The 26,536-nt window shown below is 55.0% G+C and carries 21 protein-coding genes; 11 read left to right on the top strand and 10 right to left on the bottom strand.

Translation table 11 applies throughout. The annotated features are described in order from the left end of the window. Positions 1–65: 65 nt before the first annotated feature. Entirely contained in the window at positions 66–1,670 is a 1,605-nt protein-coding gene (locus ACMXD4_RS01290; RefSeq protein ID WP_171696879.1) for a protein adenylyltransferase SelO, read from the bottom strand. A gap of 110 nt (positions 1,671–1,780) precedes the next feature. On the opposite strand from ACMXD4_RS01290, the gene bamE reads away from it, so the two are divergent. Further along, a complete protein-coding gene (bamE, locus tag ACMXD4_RS01295) occupies positions 1,781–2,125 on the top strand; it encodes an outer membrane protein assembly factor BamE domain-containing protein (RefSeq protein ID WP_026602570.1) in 345 nt (114 codons plus the stop codon). Between the two features lie 12 nt (positions 2,126–2,137). Continuing rightward, on the top strand, positions 2,138–3,079 hold the full coding sequence (locus ACMXD4_RS01300; RefSeq protein WP_415879621.1) for a peptidoglycan DD-metalloendopeptidase family protein: 942 nt from the start codon (positions 2,138–2,140) through the stop codon (positions 3,077–3,079). Here the strand turns inward: ACMXD4_RS01300 and ACMXD4_RS01305 are convergent. Together ACMXD4_RS01305 and ACMXD4_RS01310 are read right to left on the bottom strand one after the other, a co-directional pair. Beyond that, entirely contained in the window at positions 3,076–5,316 is a 2,241-nt protein-coding gene (locus tag ACMXD4_RS01305) for a PAS domain S-box protein (RefSeq protein WP_415879622.1), read from the bottom strand. The genes ACMXD4_RS01300 and ACMXD4_RS01305 overlap by 4 nt on opposite strands. Before the next feature lie 155 nt (positions 5,317–5,471). After that, entirely contained in the window at positions 5,472–6,671 is a 1,200-nt protein-coding gene (locus ACMXD4_RS01310) for an MFS transporter (protein ID WP_415879623.1), read from the bottom strand. Between the two features lie 156 nt (positions 6,672–6,827). Here ACMXD4_RS01310 and ACMXD4_RS01315 point away from each other — a divergent pair, with 156 nt between their 5' ends. Continuing rightward, on the top strand, positions 6,828–7,613 hold the full coding sequence (locus tag ACMXD4_RS01315) for a dienelactone hydrolase family protein (RefSeq protein WP_415879624.1): 786 nt from the start codon (positions 6,828–6,830) through the stop codon (positions 7,611–7,613). On the opposite strand, the gene ACMXD4_RS01320 is transcribed toward ACMXD4_RS01315, so the two are convergent. Then, complete coding sequence (locus ACMXD4_RS01320) at positions 7,614–8,309, bottom strand: TetR/AcrR family transcriptional regulator (RefSeq protein WP_171696875.1); 696 nt, start codon at positions 8,307–8,309, stop codon at positions 7,614–7,616. A gap of 136 nt (positions 8,310–8,445) precedes the next feature. Between ACMXD4_RS01320 and ACMXD4_RS01325 the strand changes: the two genes are divergently transcribed. Then, positions 8,446–9,615: an efflux RND transporter periplasmic adaptor subunit gene (locus tag ACMXD4_RS01325; RefSeq protein ID WP_253734531.1), complete on the top strand. Its 1,170-nt coding sequence runs from the start codon at positions 8,446–8,448 to the stop codon at positions 9,613–9,615. Beyond that, on the top strand, positions 9,615–12,677 hold the full coding sequence (locus ACMXD4_RS01330; protein ID WP_415879625.1) for an efflux RND transporter permease subunit: 3,063 nt from the start codon (positions 9,615–9,617) through the stop codon (positions 12,675–12,677). The genes ACMXD4_RS01325 and ACMXD4_RS01330 overlap by 1 nt, the downstream gene beginning before the upstream one ends. Before the next feature lie 19 nt (positions 12,678–12,696). Here the strand turns inward: ACMXD4_RS01330 and crp are convergent, their stop codons facing one another. Further along, entirely contained in the window at positions 12,697–13,350 is a 654-nt protein-coding gene (gene crp / locus ACMXD4_RS01335) for a cAMP-activated global transcriptional regulator CRP (protein WP_033158235.1), read from the bottom strand. A 128-nt stretch (positions 13,351–13,478) separates the two neighbouring features. On the opposite strand from crp, the gene ACMXD4_RS01340 reads away from it, so the two are divergent. Beyond that, complete coding sequence (locus ACMXD4_RS01340; RefSeq protein ID WP_033158234.1) at positions 13,479–13,898, top strand: OsmC family protein; 420 nt, start codon at positions 13,479–13,481, stop codon at positions 13,896–13,898. A 4-nt stretch (positions 13,899–13,902) separates the two neighbouring features. Further along, positions 13,903–14,682, top strand: a complete 780-nt coding sequence (gene speD / locus ACMXD4_RS01345) for an adenosylmethionine decarboxylase (RefSeq protein ID WP_033158233.1) — start codon at positions 13,903–13,905, stop codon at positions 14,680–14,682. 60 nt (positions 14,683–14,742) lie between these two features. Here the strand turns inward: speD and ACMXD4_RS01350 are convergent, their stop codons facing one another. From ACMXD4_RS01350 to apaG, 3 genes are all read right to left on the bottom strand, one after another. Next, positions 14,743–15,063, bottom strand: coding sequence for a periplasmic heavy metal sensor (locus ACMXD4_RS01350; RefSeq protein ID WP_171696873.1), 321 nt, complete (start codon positions 15,061–15,063; stop codon positions 14,743–14,745). A gap of 75 nt (positions 15,064–15,138) precedes the next feature. Then, a complete protein-coding gene (locus ACMXD4_RS01355; protein WP_171696872.1) occupies positions 15,139–15,972 on the bottom strand; it encodes a symmetrical bis(5'-nucleosyl)-tetraphosphatase in 834 nt (277 codons plus the stop codon). Then, positions 15,972–16,349 carry a Co2+/Mg2+ efflux protein ApaG gene (gene apaG, locus ACMXD4_RS01360; protein WP_020484295.1) on the bottom strand — a complete coding sequence of 126 codons (378 nt, stop codon included), beginning with the start codon at positions 16,347–16,349 and terminating at the stop codon, positions 15,972–15,974. Before apaG ends, ACMXD4_RS01355 begins: the two co-directional genes overlap by 1 nt. A 71-nt stretch (positions 16,350–16,420) precedes the next feature. Between apaG and ACMXD4_RS01365 the strand changes: the two genes are divergently transcribed. From ACMXD4_RS01365 to ACMXD4_RS01380, 4 genes are all read left to right on the top strand, one after another. Further along, positions 16,421–16,942 (top strand): ankyrin repeat domain-containing protein, encoded by a 522-nt coding sequence (locus tag ACMXD4_RS01365; protein WP_171696871.1) that lies wholly within the window; start codon positions 16,421–16,423, stop codon positions 16,940–16,942. Between the two features lie 62 nt (positions 16,943–17,004). Beyond that, positions 17,005–18,375 (top strand): UDP-N-acetylmuramate:L-alanyl-gamma-D-glutamyl-meso-diaminopimelate ligase, encoded by a 1,371-nt coding sequence (gene mpl / locus ACMXD4_RS01370; protein WP_415879626.1) that lies wholly within the window; start codon positions 17,005–17,007, stop codon positions 18,373–18,375. Between the two features lie 3 nt (positions 18,376–18,378). Then, positions 18,379–18,666 carry a SelT/SelW/SelH family protein gene (locus ACMXD4_RS01375; protein WP_033158228.1) on the top strand — a complete coding sequence of 96 codons (288 nt, stop codon included), beginning with the start codon at positions 18,379–18,381 and terminating at the stop codon, positions 18,664–18,666. Then, entirely contained in the window at positions 18,635–20,683 is a 2,049-nt protein-coding gene (locus ACMXD4_RS01380) for a serine/threonine protein kinase (protein ID WP_171696869.1), read from the top strand. The genes ACMXD4_RS01375 and ACMXD4_RS01380 overlap by 32 nt, the downstream gene beginning before the upstream one ends. Positions 20,684–20,817: 134 nt before the next feature. On the opposite strand, the gene ACMXD4_RS01385 is transcribed toward ACMXD4_RS01380, so the two are convergent. Both ACMXD4_RS01385 and ACMXD4_RS01390 read right to left on the bottom strand, forming a co-directional pair. Beyond that, entirely contained in the window at positions 20,818–22,206 is a 1,389-nt protein-coding gene (locus ACMXD4_RS01385) for an IS4 family transposase (RefSeq protein WP_415878102.1), read from the bottom strand. 121 nt (positions 22,207–22,327) lie between these two features. After that, on the bottom strand, positions 22,328–26,371 hold the full coding sequence (locus ACMXD4_RS01390; RefSeq protein ID WP_415879627.1) for a hypothetical protein: 4,044 nt from the start codon (positions 26,369–26,371) through the stop codon (positions 22,328–22,330). Positions 26,372–26,536 lie beyond the last annotated feature (165 nt).

Here is a 26,536-nt window from a genome sequence, read left to right on the forward strand (position 1 = left end):
GAATAATAAGCTAATTTGAACAAGTTAACATAGTACCTTGGTTCGAAATTTGCCGAGACGAGTCGTTAGGAGCTGCAGGACAGCATGGAGCAGCCGGCGCGCTGCTTAGCCCAATCGGGCCGTTTAGCGGCAAAACTCTGTTTATCCGCTTGTTCGGCGTAAGGGTGGCGCAGCACTTCGAGTAACTCCTGGACCAAAGAAAAATCGCCTTGTTCAGCCTGATCAATAGCCAATTGCGCCAGATAATTACGCAATACGTATTTCGGATTGACCGAGTTCATTGCTGAGCTGCGATCCAGCGGTAGCCTGCCGTCGCGCTGACTGCGCAGGCGATAAATGGCGAACCAGCGGCTAGCTTGTTCCATGAGGTCGTCGTTCAACGGCTCGTAGCTGGTGCGCTGCAACAGCGCTAAAAATTGCGCCGGCGAATTCGATTCCGCGCTGACATCGACATCAGCCAACTGCCGATAAAACAAAGTCATATCGGTTTCAGCGGTTTGCATGAGCTGGGTTAAGTCGTTCACCAAGGCCTCGTCTTCGCTGGGCTCGAACCTTGTTAGGCCCAATTTGGCGGCCATCATCGCCTGCCAGCCGGCGTCGAAGGTGTCGGTATAAGCCGATAAAGCTTGTTGCAAACTTTCGGCGCGCATAATCAAGGGATACAGAGCGTTGGCGAGTTGTACCAAATTCCAATAGGCGATTTTCGCCTGATTGCCGAACCGGTAGCGCCGGCCTTGGGCGTCGGTGGTGTTAGGCGTCCAGTCCGGATCGTAATTTTCAAGCCAGCCGTAAGGACCATAATCGATGGTCAAGCCCAGGATCGACATATTGTCGGTGTTCATCACGCCGTGCACAAAGCCGACCCGCTGCCAGTGCACGATCATTTCGGCCGTCTTGCGGCAGACTTGTTTAAACCATTCCAGGTAGACGGGAATCGATGGCTCACCCAGCTCCGGAAAATCGGTGCGAATGGTGTAATCCACCAGTTTTTTCAGCGAATCGAGGTCATCGCGCGCGGTGAATAGTTGAAAATTGCCGAAGCGGACGAACGACGGCGCCACCCGGCACACCACCGCGCCAGGTTCCATTTGCGGATTACCGTCGTAAAACATATCACGCACCACCTGTTTGCCGGTCAGGATTACACTCAAGGCGCGGGTGGTCGGCACACCGAGATGATGCATGGCTTCGCTGCACAAAAACTCACGTATTGACGAACGCAGTACAGCCAAGCCGTCGGCGCTACGGGAATAAGGCGTCACGCCCGCGCCTTTCAGTTGCAAGGTGTAGCGTTGCTTACGCTGATTAACCACCTCGCCCAAGTTGATGGCTCGGCCGTCGCCGAGCTGGCCGGCCCAATGGCCGAATTGATGGCCGCCGTAGCACATCGCATACGCTTCCATGCCTTTTGCTAGCCGGCTGCCGGAGAATACTTGGCAAAAATCTTCCGATTCGCAGAGTTCGGCGGATAAGTCCAAGTCTTCCGCGACTTCTCTGGAATAAGCGACCAATCTGGGTTGCTGCGCCGGCGTCGGATTGGCCCGGGAATAGCAGGCTGCATAAACTTGGCGCCGAAAATTATCCGGTTCGGGATCACCAGGCAACTCGCGGATAAAACGATTGTCGAAGTTCAGATTATCGAGGGCTGAATTGTGGTTTTCGGTAGGCATGATGACATCTTATCGGAGGCTAAAAAATTTTCGAATCGCGGCTGGAACCGGCTAAGATAAGCCACTAACAGCTAGTTTATATCAATCAATTTTTCAATCAGGGAATACCAATGAACAATTTTCTTGCAAAACGCGGACCACGCGCTTTTGGCTTTAGTTCACTTCTATTAGTCGCCAGCCTTGCGACGACGCAACTGACCGGTTGCTTTACTGTCGGCCAAGAGTTTTCCCCCGTCCGAGTGCCGGAAATCAAGGTCGGCCAAACCCGTAAGCAAGATATTACCGAAATGTTCGGCACGCCTTGGCGCACCGGCATGGAAGATGGTAAGCCTACCTGGACTTACGGGATCTACAAATATGCCCTGTTCGGCGGTAACGATTCCCAGGATTTGCTGATTCGTTTCGACGCACAAGGCGTGGTGCGGTCTTACACCTTTAGTTCTACCCGCAAATAATCGTGGCGACCGGTGTTTGCTCGCGGTATTTTGGCGATTTCGCTGTTACTGGCGTCCAGTAGCGGCGTAGCTAAAAAGCTTTATAAATATCAGGATGCCGAAGGTACCTGGTTTTTTACCGATCAGGCCCCCGCATCGAATCAGCCGGTAGCAGTCAGGCAGTTAAAAGCCGCCAATCCTAAGCGCGTTTGGCTGGAAAAAACGGCCGATGATTTGCAACCGAGTTTTTTTGCGCTGAACGCCTATCCGGGGCCCATCGAACTGGCCGTCGATTGGCGTGAGCGGGAAAATGTCAGCGCCAATCCGGATTTGCCGCGCCGCTTTGTCGTTGAATCCGGCCAGTCCGGCAGCTTGTTCTCGCTTATTCCCAACCAGAGCGCCGGATTTTATAGTGTCAATCTGCAATACAGCTATGTGGTCGGGCGGCCTTTACCCGGCTATGTGAGTCAAACGCTTTATAAGCCACCCTTGCCGGCCGGTGCACAGTTTCAAATTACCCAAGCTTTTAATGGACCATACAGTCATAACGATGAACAGAATCGTTATGCGTTAGACATCATGATGCCGGTTGATACGCCGGTTTACGCAGCCCGGGGCGGTATCGTGCTGGAAGTGGAAAATGACTATACCAGTCATGGTACTAGCCAGGCTTACGCCAGCAAGGCTAACAGTATCAGGATCTTGCATGAGGACGGCTCCATGGCTGTGTACGCGCATTTGGCTCTGGAAAAAGCCCAAGTCACGCCAGGAATGCGGGTGGCAACCGGGCAGCTGATCGCTTACTCCGGCAATACCGGTTTGACGACCGGGCCGCATTTGCATTTTGCGGTGCAGATCAATCGCGGTATGGAGCTGATTTCCGTACCGTTTCAATTTACCGACGAGAACGGTCTGGCGGTAGAACCGAAGCTTGGCCTTTGGTTATCCGGACCGGCGGCTACCGTCGGTAATTAGCCATCGGCTTTGGGTCTGAAAAACCGAAAGCAGCCCCGCCCCGCGCATTTGGCTTGATACATGGCATTGTCGGCGTTTTTCATCAGGCTATTTGCCTCCAGGCCGTCATCGGGATAAACGGCAATGCCGATACTGGAAGAAATATCCAGCGTGTGTTGTTGAATCACAAACGGCTGATTCAGACTGCTTAAGATGTTTTCGGCCACCAGCCCGGCCGCGGAGTGTCGGTCCAATTGGCAGAGTAAAATTACAAACTCATCGCCGCCCAAACGCGATACGGTATCCGTTTCCCGCTTGACGCAAGCCTCCAGACGATTCGCCACCTCTTTCAGCAATAAGTCGCCGACATCGTGGCCGAAGCTGTCGTTGACCGGCTTGAATTTATCCAGATCCAGATAGAGCAAGGCCAGCAAACTGCGCTCGCGTCTGGCCTGAGCGATAGCCTGATGCAAACGGTCGATCAGCAAGGTGCGATTGGGCAAATCGGTCAGTGCGTCGAAGTGGGCCAGATGATGAATGTGTTGCTCTATGGCTTTACGTGCCGTTATGTCCATCATCGTGCCGACATAATGGGTTATCTTGCCATCCGGGCTTTTCACGGCGCTGATGGTGAGCCATTCCGGAAATATATTGCCGTTCTTGCGCCGATTCCAGATTTCACCTTGCCAGACACCTTTGCTATCAATGGATTGCCACATTTCGGCAAAAAACAGCGCATCGTGAATGCCGGAATTGAGGATATTCATTTTTTGACCGATGGCCTCTTCGCTGGCGTAGCCGGTAATCTCGGTAAAGGATTTATTCACCTTTAAAATGACGGCATCGGCATCGGTAATCATCATGCCCTCCTGCGATTCAAAAGCTGTCGCGGCAATTCGCAGTTCGGTGTCCAGGCGTTTGCGTTCGCTAATATTTTGCGCGAAGGTAAAACTCAGTTCCAAGCCATTGTGAGCGATATAGTGGCAGGTGAGCTCAACCGGGAAAATCGTGCCGTCCTTACGTCGATGGCGGCTTTCGTGGCTGACAATTTCACAGTCGCGCAAGCGCTGCCAGATGTTTGACCAGGCACTGGCCAAAAGGTCCGGATCGAATTCCCAGGGTGCCATACCCACCAGCTCGTCCCGCGAATAGCCCAAGGACTGACAAGCGTAATCGTTGACGTACGTCACCATGCCCTTGGAATCAAGACAGAAGAAAGCGGTCTTGCTTTTATCGACCATGGTTTTGGCCAGCCACAACTCGTTTTCGATCTTCTTTAGCTCGGTGATGTCATCGTATACTCCCAATACCCCGATGGTTTCGCCCAAACTATTGCGCAGTGGCGCTTTCGATGTTCTCAGTAGAATCTCTTTGCCCTCAGGCGTGGTTTGCGGCTCTTCGTAAGCCAGCTTAGGCAGATTGGATTGCATGACCTGGCGGTCGTCGGCACGATAGCGCAAAGCCTGGTTTCGCCAGGATAGTTGCTGATCGACTTTACCGAGGAGGTCTTCGGTTCTCGTGAAACCGCCATCTCGCGCGAACTGCGAGTTGCAGCCGAGATAGCGCGAGTGCAGGTCTTTCCAAAATACCCGCATGGGTATGGTTTCGATCACCGATTGCAGCAAGCTGCGCGACTCGGCGAGCGCATTCATCGCATTGATGCGTTTGGAAATATCGTAGAGCAATACCAGTTGCATTTTCTTGCCGGCCCCGCCTATGCGGGTAGCGGTGGTCATGACGTGCTTGTTCAGGCCGTTTTTGCAACGAACTTTGATTTCCAGGGGCTGAAATTCTTGGTCGTCATTTTCGAAGCGCTTTTGCCATTCCGCGCCAATCGTTTCACGGTAAACAGGATCGGGGAAGGCCTGTAATTGCCACGCGGACAGGTTGGGAATATCCCGGAGCCGGTAGCCGAAGACCTTGGTAAATTCCGGGTTCAGCATTTGCAGATTGCGCTTGTCGTCGAATAGCGCCAGTGGAATGGGGAGTGCGGTGACAATAGTGCTTAATTGGATATTGTCGTCGTTCAAGCTGCTCAACTGGTCTAAAAAAACAATGATCATCGCGCAGATCAGCGAGGCGACCAGCAGCGAAGCGACCAAGCCGGTAAGTAGATAATCGAAGCTGATTTCGCCTTTCAGCAGCCATTCCATTATCGCCACAATCGATTCGGTGAGCATTGTCGCCAGAGCAACCGAAATCAGCCAAAGCTGGTATTTATTGATACGCTGTAAACGGCTGAGAAGGATGTATTTCAAACTAGGCTTTAAGTACTTATTCGGCTGAAACGCGCAGTCGTTGACGACGTTTTTTTGTACGCTAAAGCTTACATCGTTGTAGGCCTATTTCAAAATCTTTCGAGGATTTTCCCTTTTTTAATCTGCGGCTGCTCCAATCCGATGGACGCTCAATGTCAATGAGCCGCTTTAACCCGGCGACGAGCGATGAGGATGCATAAAGCCATTAAACAAAATCCGGCCCCCGCGTAAAACGTAAACTCGGCGCCGTAGCTATCCCACAGCAACCCCGCCATGACGCTAGCCAACAGCATGGCGATGCCGCCGACCAGATTGAAAAATCCGTAAGCGGTGCCGCGCAGATCGGGTGGTGAAGTGTCCGCGACCATTTTTGCCAGCAAGCCTTGGGTCATGCCCATGTGCACCCCCCAAAGCCCTACCCCGGCCAGCACCACCCGCCAATCGGCGCTACTTGCCAGTACCAGATCGGCGGCGATCAGCACGATCAGCCCCCAAGCCAGCAATTTTCGATGCGATACGCGGTCAGACAGTCTGCCGAACGGGTAAGCCGTAGCCGAATAAACGACGTTCATCGCCACCATTGCCAAGGGTAACAGCGCAATCGGAATGCCGCTTTGTTGAGCGCGCAGCACCAAAAAGGCCTCGCTGAATCGCGCCAGCGTGAACACCGCGCCTATCATCACTACCCGCCAATAGTCGGCATTTAAGCGTTGCAGATTGGCGCGCTTGATGGGGTTGCCGTGTTGCGAACGCTGCAGATGCTTGGGTTCGCGCACACCAAACAGCAACATCAGTACCGACAACCCGCCAGGAATCACGGCCACCCAAAAAACCGCCCGAAAATCGTTGGCCCACAGGAGCATGAGCGCCACCGCCAGCAATGGTCCCAGAAAAGAGCCGACCGTATCCAGCGATTGCCTGAGGCCAAAGGCCGCGCCGCGAATTTCCGGCGGGGTGATGTCGGCAACCAGTGCGTCGCGCGGTGCGCCGCGTATGCCCTTGCCGACCCGGTCCAGCAGTCGCGCGCTTAAAACCATGCCGCTGCTGCCGGCGATGGCAAACAGGGGTTTGGTCAAGGCTCCCAGGCTGTAACCTATCAAGGCCAGACTTTTGCGCTTGCCCAAATAATCGCTGAGCACCCCGGAAAATACTTTGACGATCAGCGCGGTGGCTTCCGCTGCGCCTTCGATCAAACCGATGCTCAAACTGCTGGCATGCAGAGTGGTGAGCATGAATACCGGCAGCAGGCTGTGGATCATTTCCGAGGAAATATCCATCAACATACTGACAAAGCCCAATGCCCAAACGCTTTTCGGGATTTGTCGCCAGATAGGTTTTGTGCCGGAATGCGTCATGGAGTTTATGTTTGCCGTTCGTTTAAAGGAAATCACAGCGCCTAGGTTGCCGTAAAACCCGCCGCCCCGATGGAATTTTATTGTCGCAAGGCCCTAGAGATTGACAACGCCCGTTAGCAGTGTAAACGTAAGGCCATTTTTCAACAGGAGGTTTTTATGATGCGTAGTTTATTCTTTTTGGCCTTATTGTTCAGTTCCGGTTTGCAAGCGGCATTGCAGGAGCAAGCCGTGAGTTATACCGCCGGCGATGCCACGCTAAAAGGCTATCTGGTTTGGGACGATACGAAAGGCGAGAAGCAGCCCGGCGTGCTGGTGGTTCACGAATGGTGGGGCTTGAACGACTACGCCCGGCAGCGCGCGAAGATGTTGGCGGAACTGGGCTATACCGCGCTGGCGGTCGATATGTACGGCGACGGCAAATCCAGCGAGCATGCAGCCGAAGCCTCAACCTTCATGAACAGCGTCGTGGAGCGGGCGGGCGTTTCGCAATTGCGTTTTACCGCGGCTTTAGCCTTTTTACAAAAACAAGCCAGTGTCGATAAGGGCAAGATTGCTGCGATAGGTTATTGTTTCGGCGGTGCGACAGTCTTGAATATGGCGCGCTTGGGTACCGATCTGGCGGCAGTGGTGAGTTTTCACGGTAATCTGGCCACGCAAACCCCGGCAAGACGTGGGCAGGTCAAATCGCGGGTATTGGTTTTGAACGGCGCGGCCGACGAGTTTGTCAGCGCCGACAGCATTGCGGCATTTGAAAAAGAAATGACCCAAGCCGGCGTGGACTATCGTTTGGTTAACTATCCCGGCGCGCGCCACGGCTTCACCAACCCCGACGCGGATAGGTTAGGCAAAGCCAATAATTTGCCTATTGCTTACGATGCCGACGCGGATAAACAATCCTGGGAAGCCATGCAACAGTTGTTTCGCGAAGTGTTCAAGCAATAGCTAATCGTCAGTCAAATCGGTGGCAGTCGGTGCATAGGCTCTGATAAACGCGCTGACGGCGCGCTCGACTGTGGCTTTAACTTGTTTGGGTTTCAATTCCCGGCGGGCGTTGAACAAGCCCGATTCGTAGACTTCCGATTCCAGCAAACCGCGAAAATGCGCGGCCACCACATGTGGGTCGGCATGCCGCAACTGGCCGGCATTCATCGCTTGTGCGAAAAATTGCGCAGTAAATTGCATGCCCTTGGCGGGGCCGTTTTCGAAAAACAGGCGGCCGGCTTCCGGATGAGTGGCGGCGGCTGCGATCAACATGCGTCGGGCCGCCAAACTTTTCAAGGACAGAAAGTTGCTCATCACGCCTTCGCCGAAACGTTGCAAAGTGGCCGGCAAGTCGTCGGAAGGTTGCAACAGTGCCAGGACTTGGTTGACCTGGTCTGGCAGTGTATCGAGAGGTGCACTGCCGCAGTCCGGCATCAGCAAGGAAAATAATTGCTCGCTGTGGCGATCAGCGGAACGGCGCGCCAATTCCAGAAACAACTGTTCCTTTGAGCTGAAATAGTTGTACAGCGTGGCCTTGGAGTGGCCGGCAGTAGCGGCGATTTCCGCCATCGTCGCTTGTTCGAAACCGACTTTTTCAAACAGGGTTTTTGCCGCATCCAGAATAGCTTGGCAACGTTCTCCACTTTTCTTTCTCATGGAACCTTCCTTATTCGAGCGAGTCGGCTGAGTTTCGAGCGCTAGGCCGCTATTTGGCTTATTCTAGACCCGATGGTTCAGTTTTAAATTGTCGTATAGACTTGGAGCTGAGTAATGTTTGCCGAGATTTTTCGTCATGATGACACACCTAGCCCGCCGTATAAGCTTTTATACCCTTTATTCCCAGCGTGGATTGGCACGCGGTTCATTGCTTATCGGGATTTTTACCGTACTAGCATGCTGTGCGGTGCTAATAGTTTGGTTGTTAAACCGGGAAAGTCCAGGCGCTGCCGCGCCGGGAAAAACGGTGCCGGCGCTGACGGTGACGCGGGCAGTGCCGCAATGGCGGCAGTGGCCAACCACCCTGGAAGCGTCGGGGGCGATTACGGCCTGGCAAGAAGCCGTCATCGGCGCCCAGCAATCCGGATTAAGGTTAATCGAAGTCAATGTCAATGTCGGCGATCAGGTCAAGCGCGGTCAGCTATTGGCGCGTTTCGACGCTGATATGCTGCGCGCCGATCTGGCGCAATTGCAGGCCAATCTGGCCCAGGCGCGGGCCACTGCCGCGCAAGCCGAAACCAACAAACAGCGGGTGCTGAAACTCAAAAACGCAGCGACGCTGAGTCAACAGGAGTTGTTGCGGTACGAAACCGAAGCGGAAACCTCCCGCATTCAGGTCGATGCGATCAAGGCCCAGTTGGCTGCTAAACAGTTGCAACTAAGCTATGCCGAGGTGCGGGCGCCTGACGACGGCGCGATTAGCGCGCGAATGGCAACCCTGGGCGCGGTGGCCGGCAGCGGGCAGGAGTTGTTTCGATTAATTCGGCAAAATCGCCTGGAATGGCGCGGTGAATTGACCGCCGGGCAAATCGCGCAAATTCAGGCGGGGCAAGCGATTCAACTGAGCCTGCCGGACGGCAGCGTTGCCCAAGCTAGGGTGCGGCAACTGGCGCCGGCCTTGGACGAGCAGTCGCGATTGGGCGTCGTGTACGCCGACATCCTGCCGGGCAGTCAGGCGCGGGCCGGCATGTATGCCAATGGTCGGATCGAGTTAAGTCAGCGTCCGGCATTGGTGGTGCCGGCCGCCAGCGTGGTGATCCGCGATGGCCGCAACTATGTGCTGACGCTACTCAGCGATGCCGATACCTCGCTGGTAAGTTTGCAGGCGGTCGAAATCGGCCGTCGATACGGCGTGGACATTGAAATCGTCCACGGTTTGAGCGAAGCAGAGCGCGTGGTATTGGAGGGGGCCGGCTTTCTCAATGATGGTGATCTCGTGCACATCGCGCCGACGAGGATTGATTAATGAGTTTTGCCTCTTGGTCGATTCGCAGCCCCATTCCATCGATTTTACTGTTTATCTTGCTGTCATTGGCCGGACTACGCGGCTTGCAGCAGTTGTCGATACAGAGCTTGCCGGATCTGGATTTACCCAGCGTCATTGTCAAACTTAATCAACCGGGCGCGGCGCCGGCACAACTTGAAACCGAAGTGGCGCGCAAAGTCGAGGATTCGATTGCCACGCTGTCCGGGTTGAAGCATATCCGCACCTCGATTACCGATGGTTTGGTGCAAATCAATGTCGAATTTATTCTGGAAAAAAAGCTTTCCGATGCCTTGATAGAAACCAAGGATGCGGTGGACAGGGTGCGCTCGGATTTGCCTAGCAGTGTGCTGCAACCTAGTATCAGTGCGGTGACCGTGGGTGGCGCGCCGATTTTGACCTATGCGATTGCCTCGACCAAACTGGACGAGGAAGCCTTATCCTGGCAGGTGGATGATAACGTCAGCAAGGTCATGTTGGGCGTGGCCGGCGTCGGCCGTTTCGAACGCCTGGGTGGAGTGCAGCGGGAAATACAACTGGAAGTCGATCCGGTGCGCTTGGCTTCGCTGGGCGTCACCGCGACCGATGTGTCGCGAGCCTTGAAACAGGCGCAGCAGGAGTCTTCCGGCGGCCGGGGTAATGTGGGCTTGGCGGAGCAATCGGTGCGCACACTGGCCACGGTGCGGCAGGCCAGCGAACTGGCGGCCTTGCCGGTGCCTATAGCCAACGGCGGCGAGGTGCGCTTGGAGCAAATCGCCACGGTCCGCGACACCGTTGCCGAGCGTACGCAATTGGCAGCCTTGGACGGCAAGCCGTTGATCGGTTTCAACATCTACAGGGCCAAGGGTTTTGACGAAACCCGCATCGCCAATGATGTGGAGCAGGCCTTGGCGCGGATGCGGGAAGCCGATCCTTCCTCGAGTTTTACCCTGATTTCCGGTTCGGTGGCGTATTCGCAAGAGCAGTATGAAGGCTCGATGATGATGCTCTACGAAGGCGCGCTGTTGGCGGTCTTGGTGGTGTGGTGGTTCTTGCGCGATTGGCGGGCAACTTTGGTGTCGGCGTCGGCCCTGCCTTTGTCGATTTTGCCGACGTTCGCGGTGATGCATTGGTTGGGGTTTTCCATGAACATGCTGACCATGCTGGCCTTGGCTATCGTGGTCGGGATATTGGTGGACGATGCGATTGTGGAAATCGAAAACATCGCCCGGCATGTGCGGATGGGCAAGGGCATCCGTCAGGCCGCCGCCGAAGCGGTTGACGAAATCGCCCTGGCGGTCATCGCCACCACCTTGACGCTGGTGGTGGTGTTTATGCCTACTGCGCTGATGAGCGGGGTGTCGGGATTGTTTTTTCGGCAGTTCGGTTGGACCGCCGTGGTGGCGGTGTTGGCGTCTTTGCTGGTGGCGCGGCTGCTGACACCAATGCTGGCGGCGTATTTACTCACCGAAGGCCATCACCCGGCCAGCGTCGATGGCAGATTAATGCCTATTTACCTGCAAGCCGTGCAGTGGACCTTGCGTCATCGCCAGGCGACGATACTGCTCTCCACGCTGTTTTTTATGGGTGCTTGCCTATTGTTGCCCTTGATCCCGGCGGGATTCGTGCCGTCCGCTGATCGTGGTTATACCACGGTGCAATTCGAGTTGCCGCCGGGTAGTTCGATAAACGATGCCGGTCGAGTCGCCGAAGCGGCGCGAACGGTTCTGCAACCGCTGGCAGGTGTCGAACACATTTTTACCGCGGTCGGTAGCAGTCAAATAGTCGGTGGCGGTGTGACCAGACCGGGCGAACAGCGTAAGGGCGCGCTGACCTTAACCTTGAGCGAGCGAGGACAGCGGCCGCATCAAGCGCAGATTGAACAGGCGGTGCGGGCAGTGTTGCGCGAAGTGCCCGGCGCCCGCTTTTCCATCGGTATTGGTGGTCCGGGCGAGAAGATGTCTTTGATACTGTCCGGCGATAATGCGGCGGCCTTAAAGGCCAGCGCGCAGGCCTTAGAGCGCGATTTGCGTAATATGGGTAGCTTGAGCAGCATCAGTTCCACGGCCAGCCTGGAACGGCCGGAAATCGCCATTCGGCCGGACTGGCAGCGCGCTGCCGAACTAGGTGTGACGGCCGAACTGATCGGCGAAACGGTGCGCATTGCCACCAGCGGTGATTTCGACGCCCAACTGGCCAAGCTGAATCTGGATAACCGCCAACTCGCGATTCGGGTAAGGATAGCCGATGCCGCGCGGCAGGATTTACAGGTCTTAGCCAATCTAAGAGTTAGGGCGGGGGATAGGTTGGTGCCGCTGTCCAGTGTGGCGGAGCTATCGTTAGCCAGCGGTTCGGCGCAGGTGGACAGGTATGACCGACGCCGCTATGTCATGGTCAATGCCGAACTGGGCGGTATGTCCCTGGGTGAGGCGCTGGCCGCCGCCAAAACTTTGCCGGCAGTGGTTAATATGCCGTCCAGCGTTAAATTGATTCGTACCGGCGACGCCGAAATCATGGCCGAATTGGCCAGCAGTTTTGGTATGGCGATGCTGACCGGCTTGCTGTGCGTGTTTTGCGTATTGGTGTTGCTATTCAAGGATTTCTTTCAACCCTTGACCATCCTGTCGGCGATACCGTTGTCAATGGGCGGCGCGTTTGTCGCACTGTTGCTGACCGGCGGCGAGTTGAATATTCCGTCGATGATAGGCTTGATCATGCTGATGGGCATCGTTACCAAAAACTCGATCCTGCTGGTGGAATATGCGTTGCTGGCGATGCGAGAACATGGCCTGACTCGGCACGAGGCCTTGCTGGATGCCTGCCATAAACGCGCCCGGCCGATAGTCATGACCACGGTGGCCATGATTGCCGGCATGTTGCCGATTGCGTTGGGATGGGGTGCAGACGCCAGTTTTCGCCAGCCGATGGCGGTGGCGGTGATTGGCGGTTTGATTAGCTCTACTTTGTTAAGTCTGCTGGTGGTGCCGGTGGTGTTTACCTATGTCGATGGTGCTCGGCAAAGCTTGGTAAAGCCGTTTTTTGGTAGTGTCTCAAAGGGCGAATGAATTCGCCCTTCACGCGGCGTTAGCGCGTGCCGAATACCACGATGGTTTTACCGTGTGCAGTGATCAAGCCCTTGTCTTCCAGCTCTTTCAATACGCGCCCTGCCATCTCGCGGGAACAACCGACGATGCGGCCGATTTCCTGGCGGGTGATATGCAACTGCATGCCGTCCGGATGGGTAATCGCGTCCGGCTCCTTGGCCAAATCCAACAGAGTGCGGGCGATACGGCCTTCCACGTCCATAAACGCCAGATCGCGGTATTTGCGGCTGGTAATCAACAAACGGGTCGAGAGCTGTTCACCGAGTACGGTCAAAATCTCCACCGCCTGATCGCGCAACTCGGCGTTTAACAGCATTTTGAAGCGCTCGTAGCCGATTTCCGCCATTTGGCATTTGGTGCGGGTTTTCACCAGTACGCTCCGCGTTTCGGCATTTTTGAACACCCCGATCTCGCCGACGAAATCGTGTTTGTTCAAATACGCCAAAATCAACTCGCGGCCTTCCTCGTCCTCGACGCTGACGCTGACCGAGCCGTCGACCACAAACAACAGTTTGTCACCTATGTCGCCAGGGCGGACTATGGTGATTTTGGCTGGATAGCTCCTAACATGGCAGAAGCGTAAAAAGGCGTCCAGGGCAGAGGGTGAAATCTTGTTTTGTTTAACAAAGCTCATAATTTGTAATAATTCTGTGAACTAGATTGGTTACCCTATCAAGGTGCAGTAGTTTTACAAAAAAATCAAGACATTTGACGGGTTCGTTGTAAAATTCGCGACAATTTTGAATTTGGTTGGGGTTTAACATGCAGGCAACGATTAAATGGGTCGACGGCAGATTATTCGTCGGCGAATCCGGCAGCGGGCACACGGTTGTGATGGACGGGCCGCCGGATCACGGCGGCCGTAATCTCGGGGTGCGCCCCATGGAAATGCTGTTGTTGGGCGTGGGCGGCTGTTCGTCGTTCGACGTCGTGGATATTCTGCAAAAAGGCCGCCACGAGATTGTGCATTGCACTGCCGAACTGACTGCGGAACGGGTGGACACAGTACCGGCCGTATTCAGCAAAATTCATTTGCACTTCAAGGTGACGGGTAAAAATCTGCCGGTTGCCGCAGTGGAACGGGCGGTGAAGTTATCCGCCGAAAAATATTGCTCGGCTTCCATTATGTTGGGCAAAGCGGGCGTGGAAATAAGTCATGATTTTGAAGTTATAGAGGGTTGATCGGTTGAGCAAATTACAGTTACACGGGTTTAATAACCTGACCAAATCGTTGAGTTTTAATATTTACGACGTTTGCTATGCACCCAAAGAGCAGGAAAAAGCCTACATCGAATATATCGACGAAGCCTATAACGCCAAACGTTTGACGCAGATTTTAAAAGACGTAGCCAACATCATTGGCGCGCAAATTTTGAATATCGCCCATCAGGATTACGATCCGCAGGGTGCCAGTGTGACGATGCTGATTTCCGAAGGTGCGGTCATTCCGGCCGGCATGAATTCCGAGTCACCCGGCCCGTTGCCGGAGACGGTTTTAGCGCATTTGGATAAAAGCCACATCACCGTACACACTTATCCGGAAAGCCATCCGGATACCGATATTTGTACGTTTCGGGCCGACATCGACGTGTCAACTTGTGGGCAAATTTCCCCGCTGAAAGCCTTGAATTATCTGATTCACAGTTTTGAGTCCGACATCGTCATCATGGACTACCGGGTGCGCGGCTTTACCCGCGACGTGTCCGGGCAAAAGCATTACATTGATCATAAAATCAATTCCATCCAGAACTACATCGCGGAAAGCACGAAAGAGCTGTACCAGATGATCGACGTCAATGTGTATCAGGAAAACATCTTCCACACCAAGATGATGTTGAAAGAAACCGAACTGGAAAATTACTTGTTCGAGAAAGAAAGTAATTTCAGCGACGAGGATCAGGAAGAAATCCAAGGCATGCTGCAGGAAGAAATGGCCGAGATTTTTTACGGCCGAAATTTTTCTTAAAGAATTTCTTATTCCCGGTAACAGCCTCGGCGGTACAAGCGACCGCCGAGGCTGTTTTGTTTATGGGGCCGGTTTACGAGGGGCTTGCTCGCGCATTTGTTCTTGATGTTGTTTGCGCAAGTCGTCCATTTTTTGCATTTGTTCCGGGCTTAACACTTCTTTCATTCGGCTGTGCGACTCTTCGTGGATGGCGCGGAATTTTTCGTGCTGTTCTTTAAAAATCGCTTCCAGTTTGGTTTTTTGCTCCGGACTGAGTTGCAGCAGTTTGTTCAAATGTTCTAGTTTGTGGTCCACCGGTTGGCCATAGTCGTTTTCACTAGGGTAAGCGAAGGCGGTTAATGGCAAGGCCAGGATGATGGCGACGAACAGGTTTTTTCGCATGGTCTAATCTCGAGTTAAATTGATGTGGTGCTTGGTGTGCGAGGGAGCTGATGCCGGAACGCCGGCAAAAGTTCACTATTCTGAAAAAGCCTTGGGGTTTTGCACGGGCGCGCAGTCGATGCTGAAACGTCTGGGTTGTTCTGACAGTTCCAGCGCCGTCAATTGTCCGCCCCACAAGCAGCCGGTGTCTATTGAGTAACAGTTATAGCCGGCGAAATAGCCCAGCGTGGACCAATGGCCGAAGATGATGCGCATATCGATACTTTTGCGGCCCGGCACTTCAAACCAGGGCATTAAGTGGTCGGGCTGGCTGCCGGGAGCGCCTTTGGGCCCAAAATCCATCACGCCGTCCAGGGTGCAATAGCGCAGCCGGCTGAAACAATTGATCGCAAAGCGCAGCTTTTCGGTTTTCAGTAAATCGTCGCGCCAGACTACGGGCTTGTTGCCATACATGGAGCGGAAAAAGCGTTCGTGATCCGGGCTTTGCATGGCTTGCTCGGTTTCACGCGCCATGCGCAATGTGGTTTCAAAATCCCACTGCGGTGGCAAACCGGCATGCAGCATGCAAAAATTATCATTGTGATGGAACAGCTTTTGATGGCGTAGCCAGGTTATCAGCTCTTCGCAATCCTCGGCCCTTAAAACGTCGCTCAGCGTGTCTTTTTTACCGGCCTTGCCCAGCGACACCACGGTCGCAATCAAGTGCAGATCGTGATTGCCCAGTACGGTAACGGCCGCAGAACCCAAGCCTTTCACAAAGCGTAGCGTTTCCAAGGATTTTGGGCCGCGGTTCACCAAGTCGCCGGCCAGCCAGAGTTGATCCTGATTCGGATCGAAGCTTATATGGTCCAGCAAACGACGGAACTCGTCGTAACAGCCTTGAATGTCACCAATTGCATAAATCGCCATTAGTGCAGCGTTCTAGGTATCGATAAAGTGAATTTGGGAATGGCTGCGTTAAAATTTTCGCCGGCGTCCGATTGCATTTGATACTTACCTTGCATCACCCCGACCGGAGTTTCTATCATCGCCGCGCTGGTATAGCGGAATGAGTCGCCAGGGCTAAGATGCGGGTTTTCTCCCACCACACCGTCGCCGTTGACTTCCTGCACCTTGCCGTTGGCATCGGTGATCAGCCAGTGGCGAGTCAGCAATTTGGCCGGTGTGGAACCGACGTTGGTGATGGTGATGGTATAGGCGAACACATAGCGGTTCTGTTCGGGGGACGATTGGGCCTCGATATAATAGGGTTGGGCTTCAACTAAAACTTTGTTTTTTTCGCTCATTGATAGATGATGTAAATCAGTATTTGCCTTATTTCAACCCAACTCATACCCAAACGCAAGCAAGCAATCCGATGAATATCCGCAGATTTCTAAGCGCCGGGCTAATCGCCTGGTCCCTGCAGGCGCTTGCCGAAGATACTAAAGATTTGTTTGCTGCCGCAGCCACCGGCAAGCTGGATCGCGTCGAGGCGCTATTGGCGCAAGGCTTGGACGTCAATGGCAAACTGGAGACCGACCGTACTGCGCTGATGGCAGCCAGTTTTAACGGCAATTTACGGATTGTCAAGGCGCTGCTGGCTTATGGCGCCGACGTCAATTTGGCGGATAAACTGGGTTCCACCGCATTAACGGATGCCGTGATGTTTGGCAATGCCGACATCGTTGGCGTGTTAATCGCGGCCGGTGCCAACGTCAACGCGGCGGACAGCCAGAGCGTGAAAATACTCGATAAAGCCAAAAAGCTTGGCCGGGAAAACATCGTAAAGCAGTTAGAAGCGGCTGGCGCCAAAGGTTCGGAAGCCAAAGTCGAAGAAAAAATCGAAGGCGAACCCAAAGCCGAGGAAGAAAAAAAGCCGGAAGAACCCAAAAAATGATCCAATTCGCTGACGATCCAATTCCGGATTTGAATCTCATTAAACCCGCTAAAATTATCAGAATGACAGAATTACAAAAGCCACTACACATCCACATCCTCGGCATTTGCGGTACCTTCATGGGCGGCTTGGCCTTGATCGCCCGCGAATTGGGTTATACCGTCAGCGGCTCCGATCAAAACGTCTACCCGCCGATGAGCACGCAACTGGAAGAGCAAGGTATTCGGCTGATGAACGGCTACAAGGCCGAAAATTTGGACGTTAAACCCGATCTGGTTGTGGTCGGCAACGCCATGTCACGCGGTAATCCGGAAGTGGAAGCGGTATTGAACTTAGGCTTGCCCTATATCTCCGGTCCGCAATGGTTGGCGGAACATGTGTTACAACATAAATGGGTATTGGCGGTGGCCGGTACGCACGGCAAGACCACCACCAGCAGCATGTTGGCTTGGGTGCTGGAATACAACGGTTTCAAACCGGGTTTTCTGATCGGCGGCATTCCGTTGAATTTCGGCATCTCCGCGCGCTTGGGCGAGTCGGATTTTTTCGTGATCGAAGCCGACGAATACGACTGCGCCTTTTTCGACAAACGCTCCAAATTCGTCCATTACCGGCCACGCACCGCGATTTTGAACAACCTGGAATACGATCACGCCGACATCTTCGAAAACCTGGACGCCATTAAAAAACAGTTTCACCATCTGGTGCGCACCATACCCAGCGAAGGTCTGATCATCGCGCCGGCTTGCGAACAACATGTTACCGAAGTGCTGGAAACAGGCTGCTGGACGCCAGTTGTGAAAACTGCGATCGACGGTGAGGGCGATTGGCAAGCGCACTTGTTAAAAGCTGACGGCAGTCGCTTCAGCGTCAGTTTTGCCGGTGAAGAGCAAGGAGTAGTCGAGTGGACTTTGACCGGTCGCCATAGCGTCTACAACGCCTTGTCTGCCATCGCCGCCGCCCGGCATATCGGCATTCTGGCAAAAGATGCGATAGCGGCTTTGCAGCAGTTTCAAAATGTGAAACGGCGCATGGAAGTCATCGTCAAAAGTGCTGGTGTTACCGTTTACGACGACTTTGCCCACCATCCGACAGCGATAAAAACCACGCTGGACGGCTTGCGCCAACAAGTCGGTAACGAAAAAATCCTGGCCATCGTCGAGCCGCGCTCCAACACGATGCGGCTGGGCGTGCATACGCAATCGCTCGCAGAATCGTTGGGCCAAGCCGACCGGGCCATCGTTTATCAGCCCGACAACCTGGGTTGGGACTTAAGCCAGCTGCTGAAATACGCCGGCAATATCGAGATTTACAATGACCTGGAAAGCATCATTTCCACCATCAAAGCCCAAGCCGGCGGCGTTTGCCATGTGTTGCTGATGAGTAACGGCAGTTTCGGTGGCATATACAAACGCCTGCGGGACGAGTTGTAAGCCATGAACCGCGTCGAAATCCGCTACTGCACGCAATGTCGCTGGTTGCTGCGCGCTGCATGGATGGCGCAAGAATTGTTAAGCACTTTTGAACAGGAACTGGACGAGCTGGTGCTGCAGCCGGATACCGGCGGTATTTTCGAGGTGCGCGCCAACGGCGAATTAGTTTGGTCTCGCAAGCAGCAAGGCCGGTTTCCGGAGATTACCGAGTTAAAGCAATTGGTGCGCGACCAAATTGCCCCCGAGCGGGATCTGGGGCATGCCGACCGCAAGCCCGCGCCGCAGTCTTGATCAGGCTGCGCAAAGACTAAACAAGGCTAAGCTGTCTGAGATGATGCTCCCGGAAGACGACGACGCTACCCTCATCAAACCCAAAGACGACGATCTGACCCGGATCAAGCCTCGCCCCTACCCACAGGTGTTGAACGGCAGTTCGGAGCAGGACGGTAAATTCAACGATGATTATTCCTTGCGCGGCGCCGTGGGCGTGGGCGGCGGCGGTCAGGTGTTGCTGGGTTTTGACGAGCGCATCGGCCGCGAAGTGGCGATCAAGGAATTACTGGATCAGGCAGCGAATGATGATATCGAGCTGAGCGCACGTTTTCTGCGCGAAGCTCGCATCACCGGTCGCCTGGAGCATCCGGGGATTGTGCCGGTTTACGATCTGGGAACGAAGCAAAGCGGCGCGCCCTACTATGTGATGCGCTTGGTGCGTGGCGATACACTGGCCAAAGCCCTAAAAGCCTGTAATGACGAGGTGTTGGCCGAGCATGCCTTGTCGCGGCGCCTGAGTTTGCTGGACAGACTGATCGACGTTTGCGAAGCGGTGGCGTACGCCCACTCCAAAGGCGTGATTCATCGCGACATCAAACCCGGCAATATCGTGCTGGGCCCGTTCGGTGAAACCATTGTGTTGGACTGGGGCTTGGCCAAGGTGGAAAACGAAGCCGATCTGGCGCCGCTGCTGCATGCTGCATCCACTCAGGCTGCCGACGATGCGGATTTGACCCGGATCGGCGACATTCTCGGCACCCCGGCCTATATGGCGCCGGAACAAGCCAATCCCGATTTCGGTGCGGTAGATACGCGCTCCGATGTGTTCGCGCTTGGCTGTATTCTCTATTATTTATTGGCCGGCCATCCGCCGCTAAGCGGTAGCGCTGATGAAATATTGGCGCAACTCAGTTCGCTGGCGCCCATGCCCTCGGCGCGGGATCCGAAGCTGCCCATGCCGCCGGAATTGATCGCCATCTGCGACAAGGCCTTATCCAAGGACAAAACCTTACGGTTTCCGAATGCGGCTGCGTTAGCCGACGAATTGCGGGCCTATCGCGACGGCCGCTTGGTGAGTGCCTATGCCTATTCGCGTGGCGAACTGCTACGCCGCTTCATCGCCCGTAACAAAGTCGTGCTGGCGGCTAGTCTGGCGGTATTACTGGCGATTTTGATCGGCGCCGGGCTGGCCTTCAAATTTGGCGTGGAGGCGCATAAAGCCCGAGACTTGGCGGTGGCTGAAGGCGAACTCGTCAAGCAGGAAAAGCAGCAGGTGGAGCGTGCGCTAGCCGATGTCACCCGTATTTCCAATCAGAACCTGACGGCTGCCAATCAGATCGCGGACCGCATCTTGGGCAACCTGAACGAAATGCGCATGGGCATGCAGCAAACCGCCGAGTCCTTACACGGCAACGCCGATTTAGCCGCATCCAGCGGCTTACTGGAGAGCTTGCTGCAACGTTATCCGCGCGGTGAAAGTTTCGCTACCACCCGTGCGCCCGGCACTATCGTTGCGGTGGCGCCGGCCAAATATCGCCAAGCGCTGGGTGCCGATACCTCGCAACTTGAGCACAACCGGATGGTTTTGGAGCGGGGAGTGCCGATTCTGAGCCGGATTTATCAAGCCCCGGAAGGCTTTCCCGCCGTCACGATGGTGGTGCCGATCAAACAGGGTAAAACCATCCCGGGCTTTATTTCCATGCGCATCAAACCGGTCGATTTTCTGGGTGGTTTGCTGGCCGAGGATACTCAGACCCAAAAACGCACAGTGTGGGTCGTGCAAGATGATGGCCTGCTGCTTTACGATAGCGATCCGCAGGAGATTGGCCTTAATTTGTTCCGTGAGGAGCGCTTCAATCAGATACCGGAACTGCGCCAGCTCGCGGCTGAAATCGCCGATCAAGACGCCGGCGTGGGCTATTACCAAAGCCAATCAGCGGGTCAATCCGCGCCCTCAAGGCAGATCGCCGCCTGGGTAAGTTTAAGGCCGGCGGAGAATCGGGGCTGGAAAGTGGTGGTTTTAGAAGCTTGGTGACGCGGCTGTATTGCACAGTCTCGCCCTTGGAACTTATACAAGGCGTGGCGAAAGCATTGCGTTGAAACGTAGCCGGTTAGAGAAAGCTTTGAGGGTCATTGCGCGTAATAAAGCCCCCGGCTGTGCCCTCATCGTTATACACATCTCATTGCGAGATCCTGTTGAGCATTGAGGGCGATGACAAAATCGCGCAAGCGCTGTAAGCCGATCCACATGGCCTTGGCACCCGGTGGACCATCGTGTTTGCGGGCAAAATAACCGCCTAAGCTTGCAATCAGTCGGATTACCTCACCGAGGCGCGGTGGCGTGAGCGGTGGTGGACAGCGCTTGACGACGATATAAGCCGCTCGCCACTCCTGCGGATCGAAAATAATCTCGCAATCCATGTCCGGCGCTGCGCGCGCGAGCATCAGGCTGAATAACACCCGCCAGGCAATAACCATATAGAGCGCCAAACAAGGTAGTAGCCGTTCTTCCGATTCCAGATGTAGCCGCTTGATCTGGCAACCGCTCTTCAATACATGGAAGTACACTTCGATACACCAGCGCACGCCATACCACGCCACCACCGTAGTCGCTTGCTCGAAACTCGCCACAGGCAAACTGGTCAGCAGGAGCCATTCCAAGGGTTCCTTGCCGGCTGGCGGCGTCTCTTCGCGCGCCAGCACCGCGTTGATGCTCAATGCCGGCAGTCGATACCCAATACGCGTTGGCGGCTTGAGGGGCACCGTGGCGGCGCGTACCGTGATATGCGCCAGTCGCGCTGCACGGTTCGGCCGCGACTTGACATTAACCTCGGTATAACCCATGACCGGCGCTTGATCCAGGGCCGACCATAGCCATTTCGCCGCATTTTCCGGCTCGACCAGAAGGTCTCGGTTCTGCGTCGCCCGAACAATCCATTCAGCGCGAGCAGTCGGCGCATAGTCTTGGTATTCGACAAACCATTCGTAAATGTCGCCCTCGCGGTCGGCGAGATTGACCAATAAACTGTCCGGCATTTGCGCCTGTAAGGCACAGCTATCCTGATAGCTTTCGAGCCAGTGCCGACTTTCTTTTTCGTCCACGCCTTTGTGCCGCCGCGCTTGTCGCGGGCTGGCGCCGTCACGCGCCCAATACGCTGCCTTGACGACACCCAAGCAAATCCGCGACGGCGTAAAGGCGATGGTCGGATGTAGTCGGCGCGCATGTTTCGCCATCTCTTTCAAAGTACCGAGACCTTTTGGCCCCAAACAAATGTTTTCGTCGTACTCCGTCGTGTCCTGCGCCAGCAATACGACCGGGCTGCTCTTCATCCGTTCGACCGTGGCATCTCGATGCGGCGCCAGTATCTTTTTGAAAGTCGCCTTATCATTGTCGAAAAACCGGTAAGCGCCCATCGTCTCCTTCCAGCCGCCACAGGCCGCCGGGATGCTGAGCTGGGGATGTTCGCCTAATCGCTCCAGTAACAGTGCCAATCGTTTATTCAGGCGCCGATCTTCCAAATCAGCGGTTTGTACTTCTTCTTCGGCCCAATTGCTCATCGCTGTTCTCCATCATCTATATGCCTCATGCCTCATGCCTCATGCCTCATGCCTCCTGGTAGTTTAGTCGTTGGGAGACTTGTGTATAACGATGAGGGCTGTGCCGGGGGTATCTGCTATGTCAAGCTTCTGATTTCGGCACGGCCACTTGAGGCTGTGATTTTTTCCAAAGCCCACCACCGATAAAACAGTTCCAGCCCCAGCGCAGCCAATTCAACAAGGCTGCGGCCATCCACAACGACCAAGCCAGCATCAAAATCCGGTAGGCCAGTAAAGGCAGGCTGACTACCGTGGCAATGGCCAACTGCGGACCATTGCGATCCTGATACCAATTTAGCAAGGTCGCAGACGATTGATTCCCGGCAATTTGCATATCCGGATTACCCAACAAACCTTGCTCGACCGCTATTGCTATCAGCAACAAGGACAGCAGCGTCAAACCGGCCAAACAGATTTGCGCCAAATTGAACCAGCGCGGCCGTTCCGGTGCATGCTCGGCGCGGAAACCCAGAGCAAACAACCAGCCCACCACCAAAAATGCAGCGGTAATATGCAACTGGCTCAAGCCGATCAGCAACAAAAACCACTGCCAATGCTTTAGCGGCGTGATACTCAGCTTACCCAAGCCCAGCGCCAATACGGCCAGCACTATCAATAAGCCCCAGATCAACGCGGCCGGCCCGAACTTCGGCCCAAAGGTCCACAATAACCAACGCTCTTGCGGCATCAGCAACTGAATACGACTGTTCACGCTGGCAACGCCGAGATCAACCAGCGGCGTGCGTAACAGCAAACCGGGTTCTTGCGCTGTCTGCCAATTCAACACAATTTGCTGAGTGCCGGGATGTATCGGCAAACTCACCACAGCACCTTGCTGACGAATCGGCTGACTCACGCCGTCTATCGTCACACTTTGCAGTTCCGCCTGCTCCGGCAGTTTCACGGGGTGTTGTCCACCTTTGGAACTACGGATGCTCAAGGTCAATTCCACCGTTTCACTACGCTGCCCAGGTTTGACCATGAGCTCACTTCTATCGATGGTCAAGGTCGCCCCTGCCACCGCTTGCGGACGGCTGATAGTTAGATTGACCCGCTCGCCCGGCCAAGGCCGCCACTCCGGTAGCCATTGTCCTTGACTATCCTGATGATGCACCACCGCAATACCGTCAGCCTGCAAATACCAGATTGGACTAACATCGGCACGCCAAACCTCGTGCCATTCCGGCGTATCGGCGGCCTGCAATAACAATTGCTCGGTTTTAGCCAATGCGGACTCCCATTCCATAGTCGCCTGGCCGGCCGCCATGTTGACTAATACTTTACCGTCCTTGATTCGCACTTGCGGACTGGTGACCGCTTCGCCCGGCAACAACGGTAGCTCCAGTAACACCGGACTGAGTGCGCCGGCCAATTGCTCGACGCGGGTGGTCACCCGCCAGTCCAAGCCCAAATGCAGGGTTCTTTCCACCCGCACGAATGCCGGCAAGGCAGTTTGTTGTAGTTTATTTTTCGGTCCACTATCGGGTTGCAATCGGCTGAACTCCAGTTGTGGACCCACCTTGCCGTCCTCGTATAAACCATCCACCCGCCAGCCGTCGGCGGTAACACCGGCGTGTTGCGGCGGCAATGGCAGCGGCAAACTAAATTTATCCTGCGCGGTATAGCGGCCCTGCATCGTCACTTTGTGTACTCCAGGCGACACAGCCAGCCACAAGCTGCCGTCATCCTGTCTGATCAAGGCTTGCGCCTCGCCGCCATCGACGCTGACCTGCTCCGGAAACCATTGCTCAAGCTGGGCCGGCAACGGTACTGCCAAATCTTGCTGAGCGTGCAATTGCAGTTCGATGCGCAACATCTCCGGCTTTACCATTAATTGCATGTCGGCGATCTGCGCGCAGTTGGGCAGGCATTGCGGTGCTTGCAGCAGGCGGGCTTTCAGTTGCTCCAGCATTGGCGCGTCGGGCAGATCGGCATAGGCCTTTTCACTGGGCGCCATCAACAACGGCAGCAGCAACAGGCAGGTCAAAGTCGGCAGGGACAAGCGCCAGTTGGCGGCGATGGCTCCCAGCATTTTTAACACCAACACCGCCACCAACAGGGCATGGGCAAAATGCAGCAACATCAGCATAAATGGCGACAAATACCACAGCCGGATTTGTTGGTCGCTATCAACCGCGCCGTTCCAGCTTAACTCCACGCGCTGCCAGCCCCAATGCGGCAAACCGGGACCGGTTTGCAGATTGGCGTCCGGGTCGATCCGCTGCAAACTGGCAGCGCTGCCACCATAAGCACTCGACATCTTGGGTTTAGCGGAATACTCGGACTCCGTTTTAGCAAGTTCTCTAAGTTCCGGCTCCGGCGCCATCGCCGAATCCGCCATTTGTTCTACTTGCATCGCCATTGGTGCGGCGGCGCTCACCATCGAATGCAAACGTTGAATAGGCTGCCGGGGCAGTTCCAGTTGCGGATAAATGCCGATACGAATCTGCGCTATCATGAATGGAATCGTCAGCATTAGCAGCGCCAGCCAGCTGGCGTTGCGATACCATTTCAACCATTGCCAAAAGCTACCCGCCGGTAATACCCGCAGCAACGCCAACACCGCCAGCATATTCAGCCAAATCAAGCGCGGCGCATCGGTTTCGTGCCAAATCAGCGCCAAACTGAGCAAGGCAAATGCGCCCCATTGTGGCGACCAGAGTCGGCCCGCGGCCAATGCAGCGATCAAGACCAAAAACAAGTCCAGCAAGGTCCAGCGGTTTAACCAGCTATTCGGCACATTATCCACGCCGCTGACCGCCAGCAGACGCCAGCCCGGCGGGATATTCAATTCAGCCTGTACTTGTTGAAAACGCTGTTGCCAGCCGCTGGCGCTCAAGCTACTTAAATCGGCTTCGATCCGGCTGTCGGCATTCAGCTGGATGGCACCGCGGCGCACTTCCACGCCCTGGTTGCCATCCGCCAGTTGCGTGATCAATTGGCTCTGACCGTCCAGTTGCACTTGGCCCAGTCCCAGCTCGGGCACCGCGTTCAAACGCCAGTCGCGACTCATCGTACCGGTGATGTTATCGCTGACCGTGTAACCGCCGCCCTCGAAGTCCAGCCACAGCGTGCGCTGCAGCTTGAGTTGATTCGGTTCGGGCTCAGGGTCGCCGCGGCGCATGACCTTAAACTTCATACTCTCGCCTTGCTGGAGTTGATAAGTAGGTAAATGCTGCCATTCGGCGGGCAGATTGGTTTGGCTGCCGTCTATCGCGGTCAAATTCTCGATCTCCACCAAACGCAAGGCAGGCACGGCCTGGAACGCCCACAACTCGTCCGCCGGCCAGTTCTGGTCAGTTACGGCCAAATCCAGTTGCGTCAAAGCTTGCGGATGGCGGGCATGAATGTCTATGCTCCAGCGTCCCGGCCGCACTTGCACCAAGAGCCGGCCGTTTCCGTCCAGACGAGCCGGCAACGGACTATTCAACGCCACCGGGATAAAATTAGGCAGTAAAGCATAAGGAAACTCAATCTCCCGCGCCTTGCCGGAGACTTCCAAATCCAGACGGGTAATGACTTGCAGCGGCACCTCGTCCTGCACCTGCCGGAATACTTGCAGGTCCAGCCTATCCTGCTCCCGGTCGGCAGTGTCGGCGTTCTCGGTATTCAGCCACAAGGCACCTTGCTTGATGGGTGGATACGCGACCGGCTTATCGTTGACGCTGAGCTGAATCAAGCCGCTGGCTTCGGGTAATGCCAGTTGCTCCGGCAAATTTTCCCAGAAAAATTCGCCGCTAATCTGGTAGCGGCCGGCGGGCAAGTGCAGGGCCGGCTTACCGTCTTTTTCTACGACCGGCTGGGTTTGTTTGTTGACGGTGACCGCCTGCGGCCAATGTTGCGTGTCGCCCGGCAAGCTAATCCAATCCTGGCGATACACGGTCCATTCGGCAACGAAGCTGCCGTGCTTAGCTTGTAAATTCAGGTGCAGAGCGCCCGGCCAGGCGCAGTGTTTTTGTTGAAAATCGTCGAAGATAAACGGGCAACGATACTGAGTTTCATCCGCCAATACCCAGTTGACCCAGGGTTTTAACGGCTCCGGAACGTCTTGCATGTCCAACGCTATTGCCGTTTGCAGCGGTGCCAGCCCAAGCAATAGCCACAGCATAAAAGCCAATCGTCCCATATTATCCTCCCGCCCTCATCCCATTTAAGGGATTTGATAAACATCACAGAAAACTCTCTCCCTCCGCACCCAGGGGCATAAAGGGATTTATGTATCTTAACATTCGTCATGCTTATCTAGCGTGGGGGCGATTTATCCCCAGCCGGGCTAAAGCTGGTGAAATTG

Origin of the sequence: Methylomonas sp. TEB, assembly GCF_047777895.1 — a bacterium.
Lineage (GTDB): Bacteria > Pseudomonadota > Gammaproteobacteria > Methylococcales > Methylomonadaceae > Methylomonas.

Coding starts and splice junctions, on each gene's coding strand:
- ACMXD4_RS01290 (WP_171696879.1), bottom strand. CDS start 1,670: ATGCCTACCGAAAACCACAATTCAGCCCTCGATAATCTGAACTTCGAC.
- bamE (WP_026602570.1), top strand. CDS start 1,781: ATGAACAATTTTCTTGCAAAACGCGGACCACGCGCTTTTGGCTTTAGT.
- ACMXD4_RS01310 (WP_415879623.1), bottom strand. CDS start 6,671: ATGACGCATTCCGGCACAAAACCTATCTGGCGACAAATCCCGAAAAGC.
- ACMXD4_RS01315 (WP_415879624.1), top strand. CDS start 6,828: ATGATGCGTAGTTTATTCTTTTTGGCCTTATTGTTCAGTTCCGGTTTG.
- ACMXD4_RS01320 (WP_171696875.1), bottom strand. CDS start 8,309: ATGAGAAAGAAAAGTGGAGAACGTTGCCAAGCTATTCTGGATGCGGCA.
- ACMXD4_RS01325 (WP_253734531.1), top strand. CDS start 8,446: ATGATGACACACCTAGCCCGCCGTATAAGCTTTTATACCCTTTATTCC.
- ACMXD4_RS01330 (WP_415879625.1), top strand. CDS start 9,615: ATGAGTTTTGCCTCTTGGTCGATTCGCAGCCCCATTCCATCGATTTTA.
- crp (WP_033158235.1), bottom strand. CDS start 13,350: ATGAGCTTTGTTAAACAAAACAAGATTTCACCCTCTGCCCTGGACGCC.
- ACMXD4_RS01340 (WP_033158234.1), top strand. CDS start 13,479: ATGCAGGCAACGATTAAATGGGTCGACGGCAGATTATTCGTCGGCGAA.
- ACMXD4_RS01350 (WP_171696873.1), bottom strand. CDS start 15,063: ATGCGAAAAAACCTGTTCGTCGCCATCATCCTGGCCTTGCCATTAACC.
- ACMXD4_RS01355 (WP_171696872.1), bottom strand. CDS start 15,972: ATGGCGATTTATGCAATTGGTGACATTCAAGGCTGTTACGACGAGTTC.
- apaG (WP_020484295.1), bottom strand. CDS start 16,349: ATGAGCGAAAAAAACAAAGTTTTAGTTGAAGCCCAACCCTATTATATC.
- ACMXD4_RS01365 (WP_171696871.1), top strand. CDS start 16,421: ATGAATATCCGCAGATTTCTAAGCGCCGGGCTAATCGCCTGGTCCCTG.
- mpl (WP_415879626.1), top strand. CDS start 17,005: ATGACAGAATTACAAAAGCCACTACACATCCACATCCTCGGCATTTGC.
- ACMXD4_RS01375 (WP_033158228.1), top strand. CDS start 18,379: ATGAACCGCGTCGAAATCCGCTACTGCACGCAATGTCGCTGGTTGCTG.
- ACMXD4_RS01380 (WP_171696869.1), top strand. CDS start 18,635: ATGCCGACCGCAAGCCCGCGCCGCAGTCTTGATCAGGCTGCGCAAAGA.
- ACMXD4_RS01385 (WP_415878102.1), bottom strand. CDS start 22,206: ATGAGCAATTGGGCCGAAGAAGAAGTACAAACCGCTGATTTGGAAGAT.
- ACMXD4_RS01390 (WP_415879627.1), bottom strand. CDS start 26,371: ATGGGACGATTGGCTTTTATGCTGTGGCTATTGCTTGGGCTGGCACCG.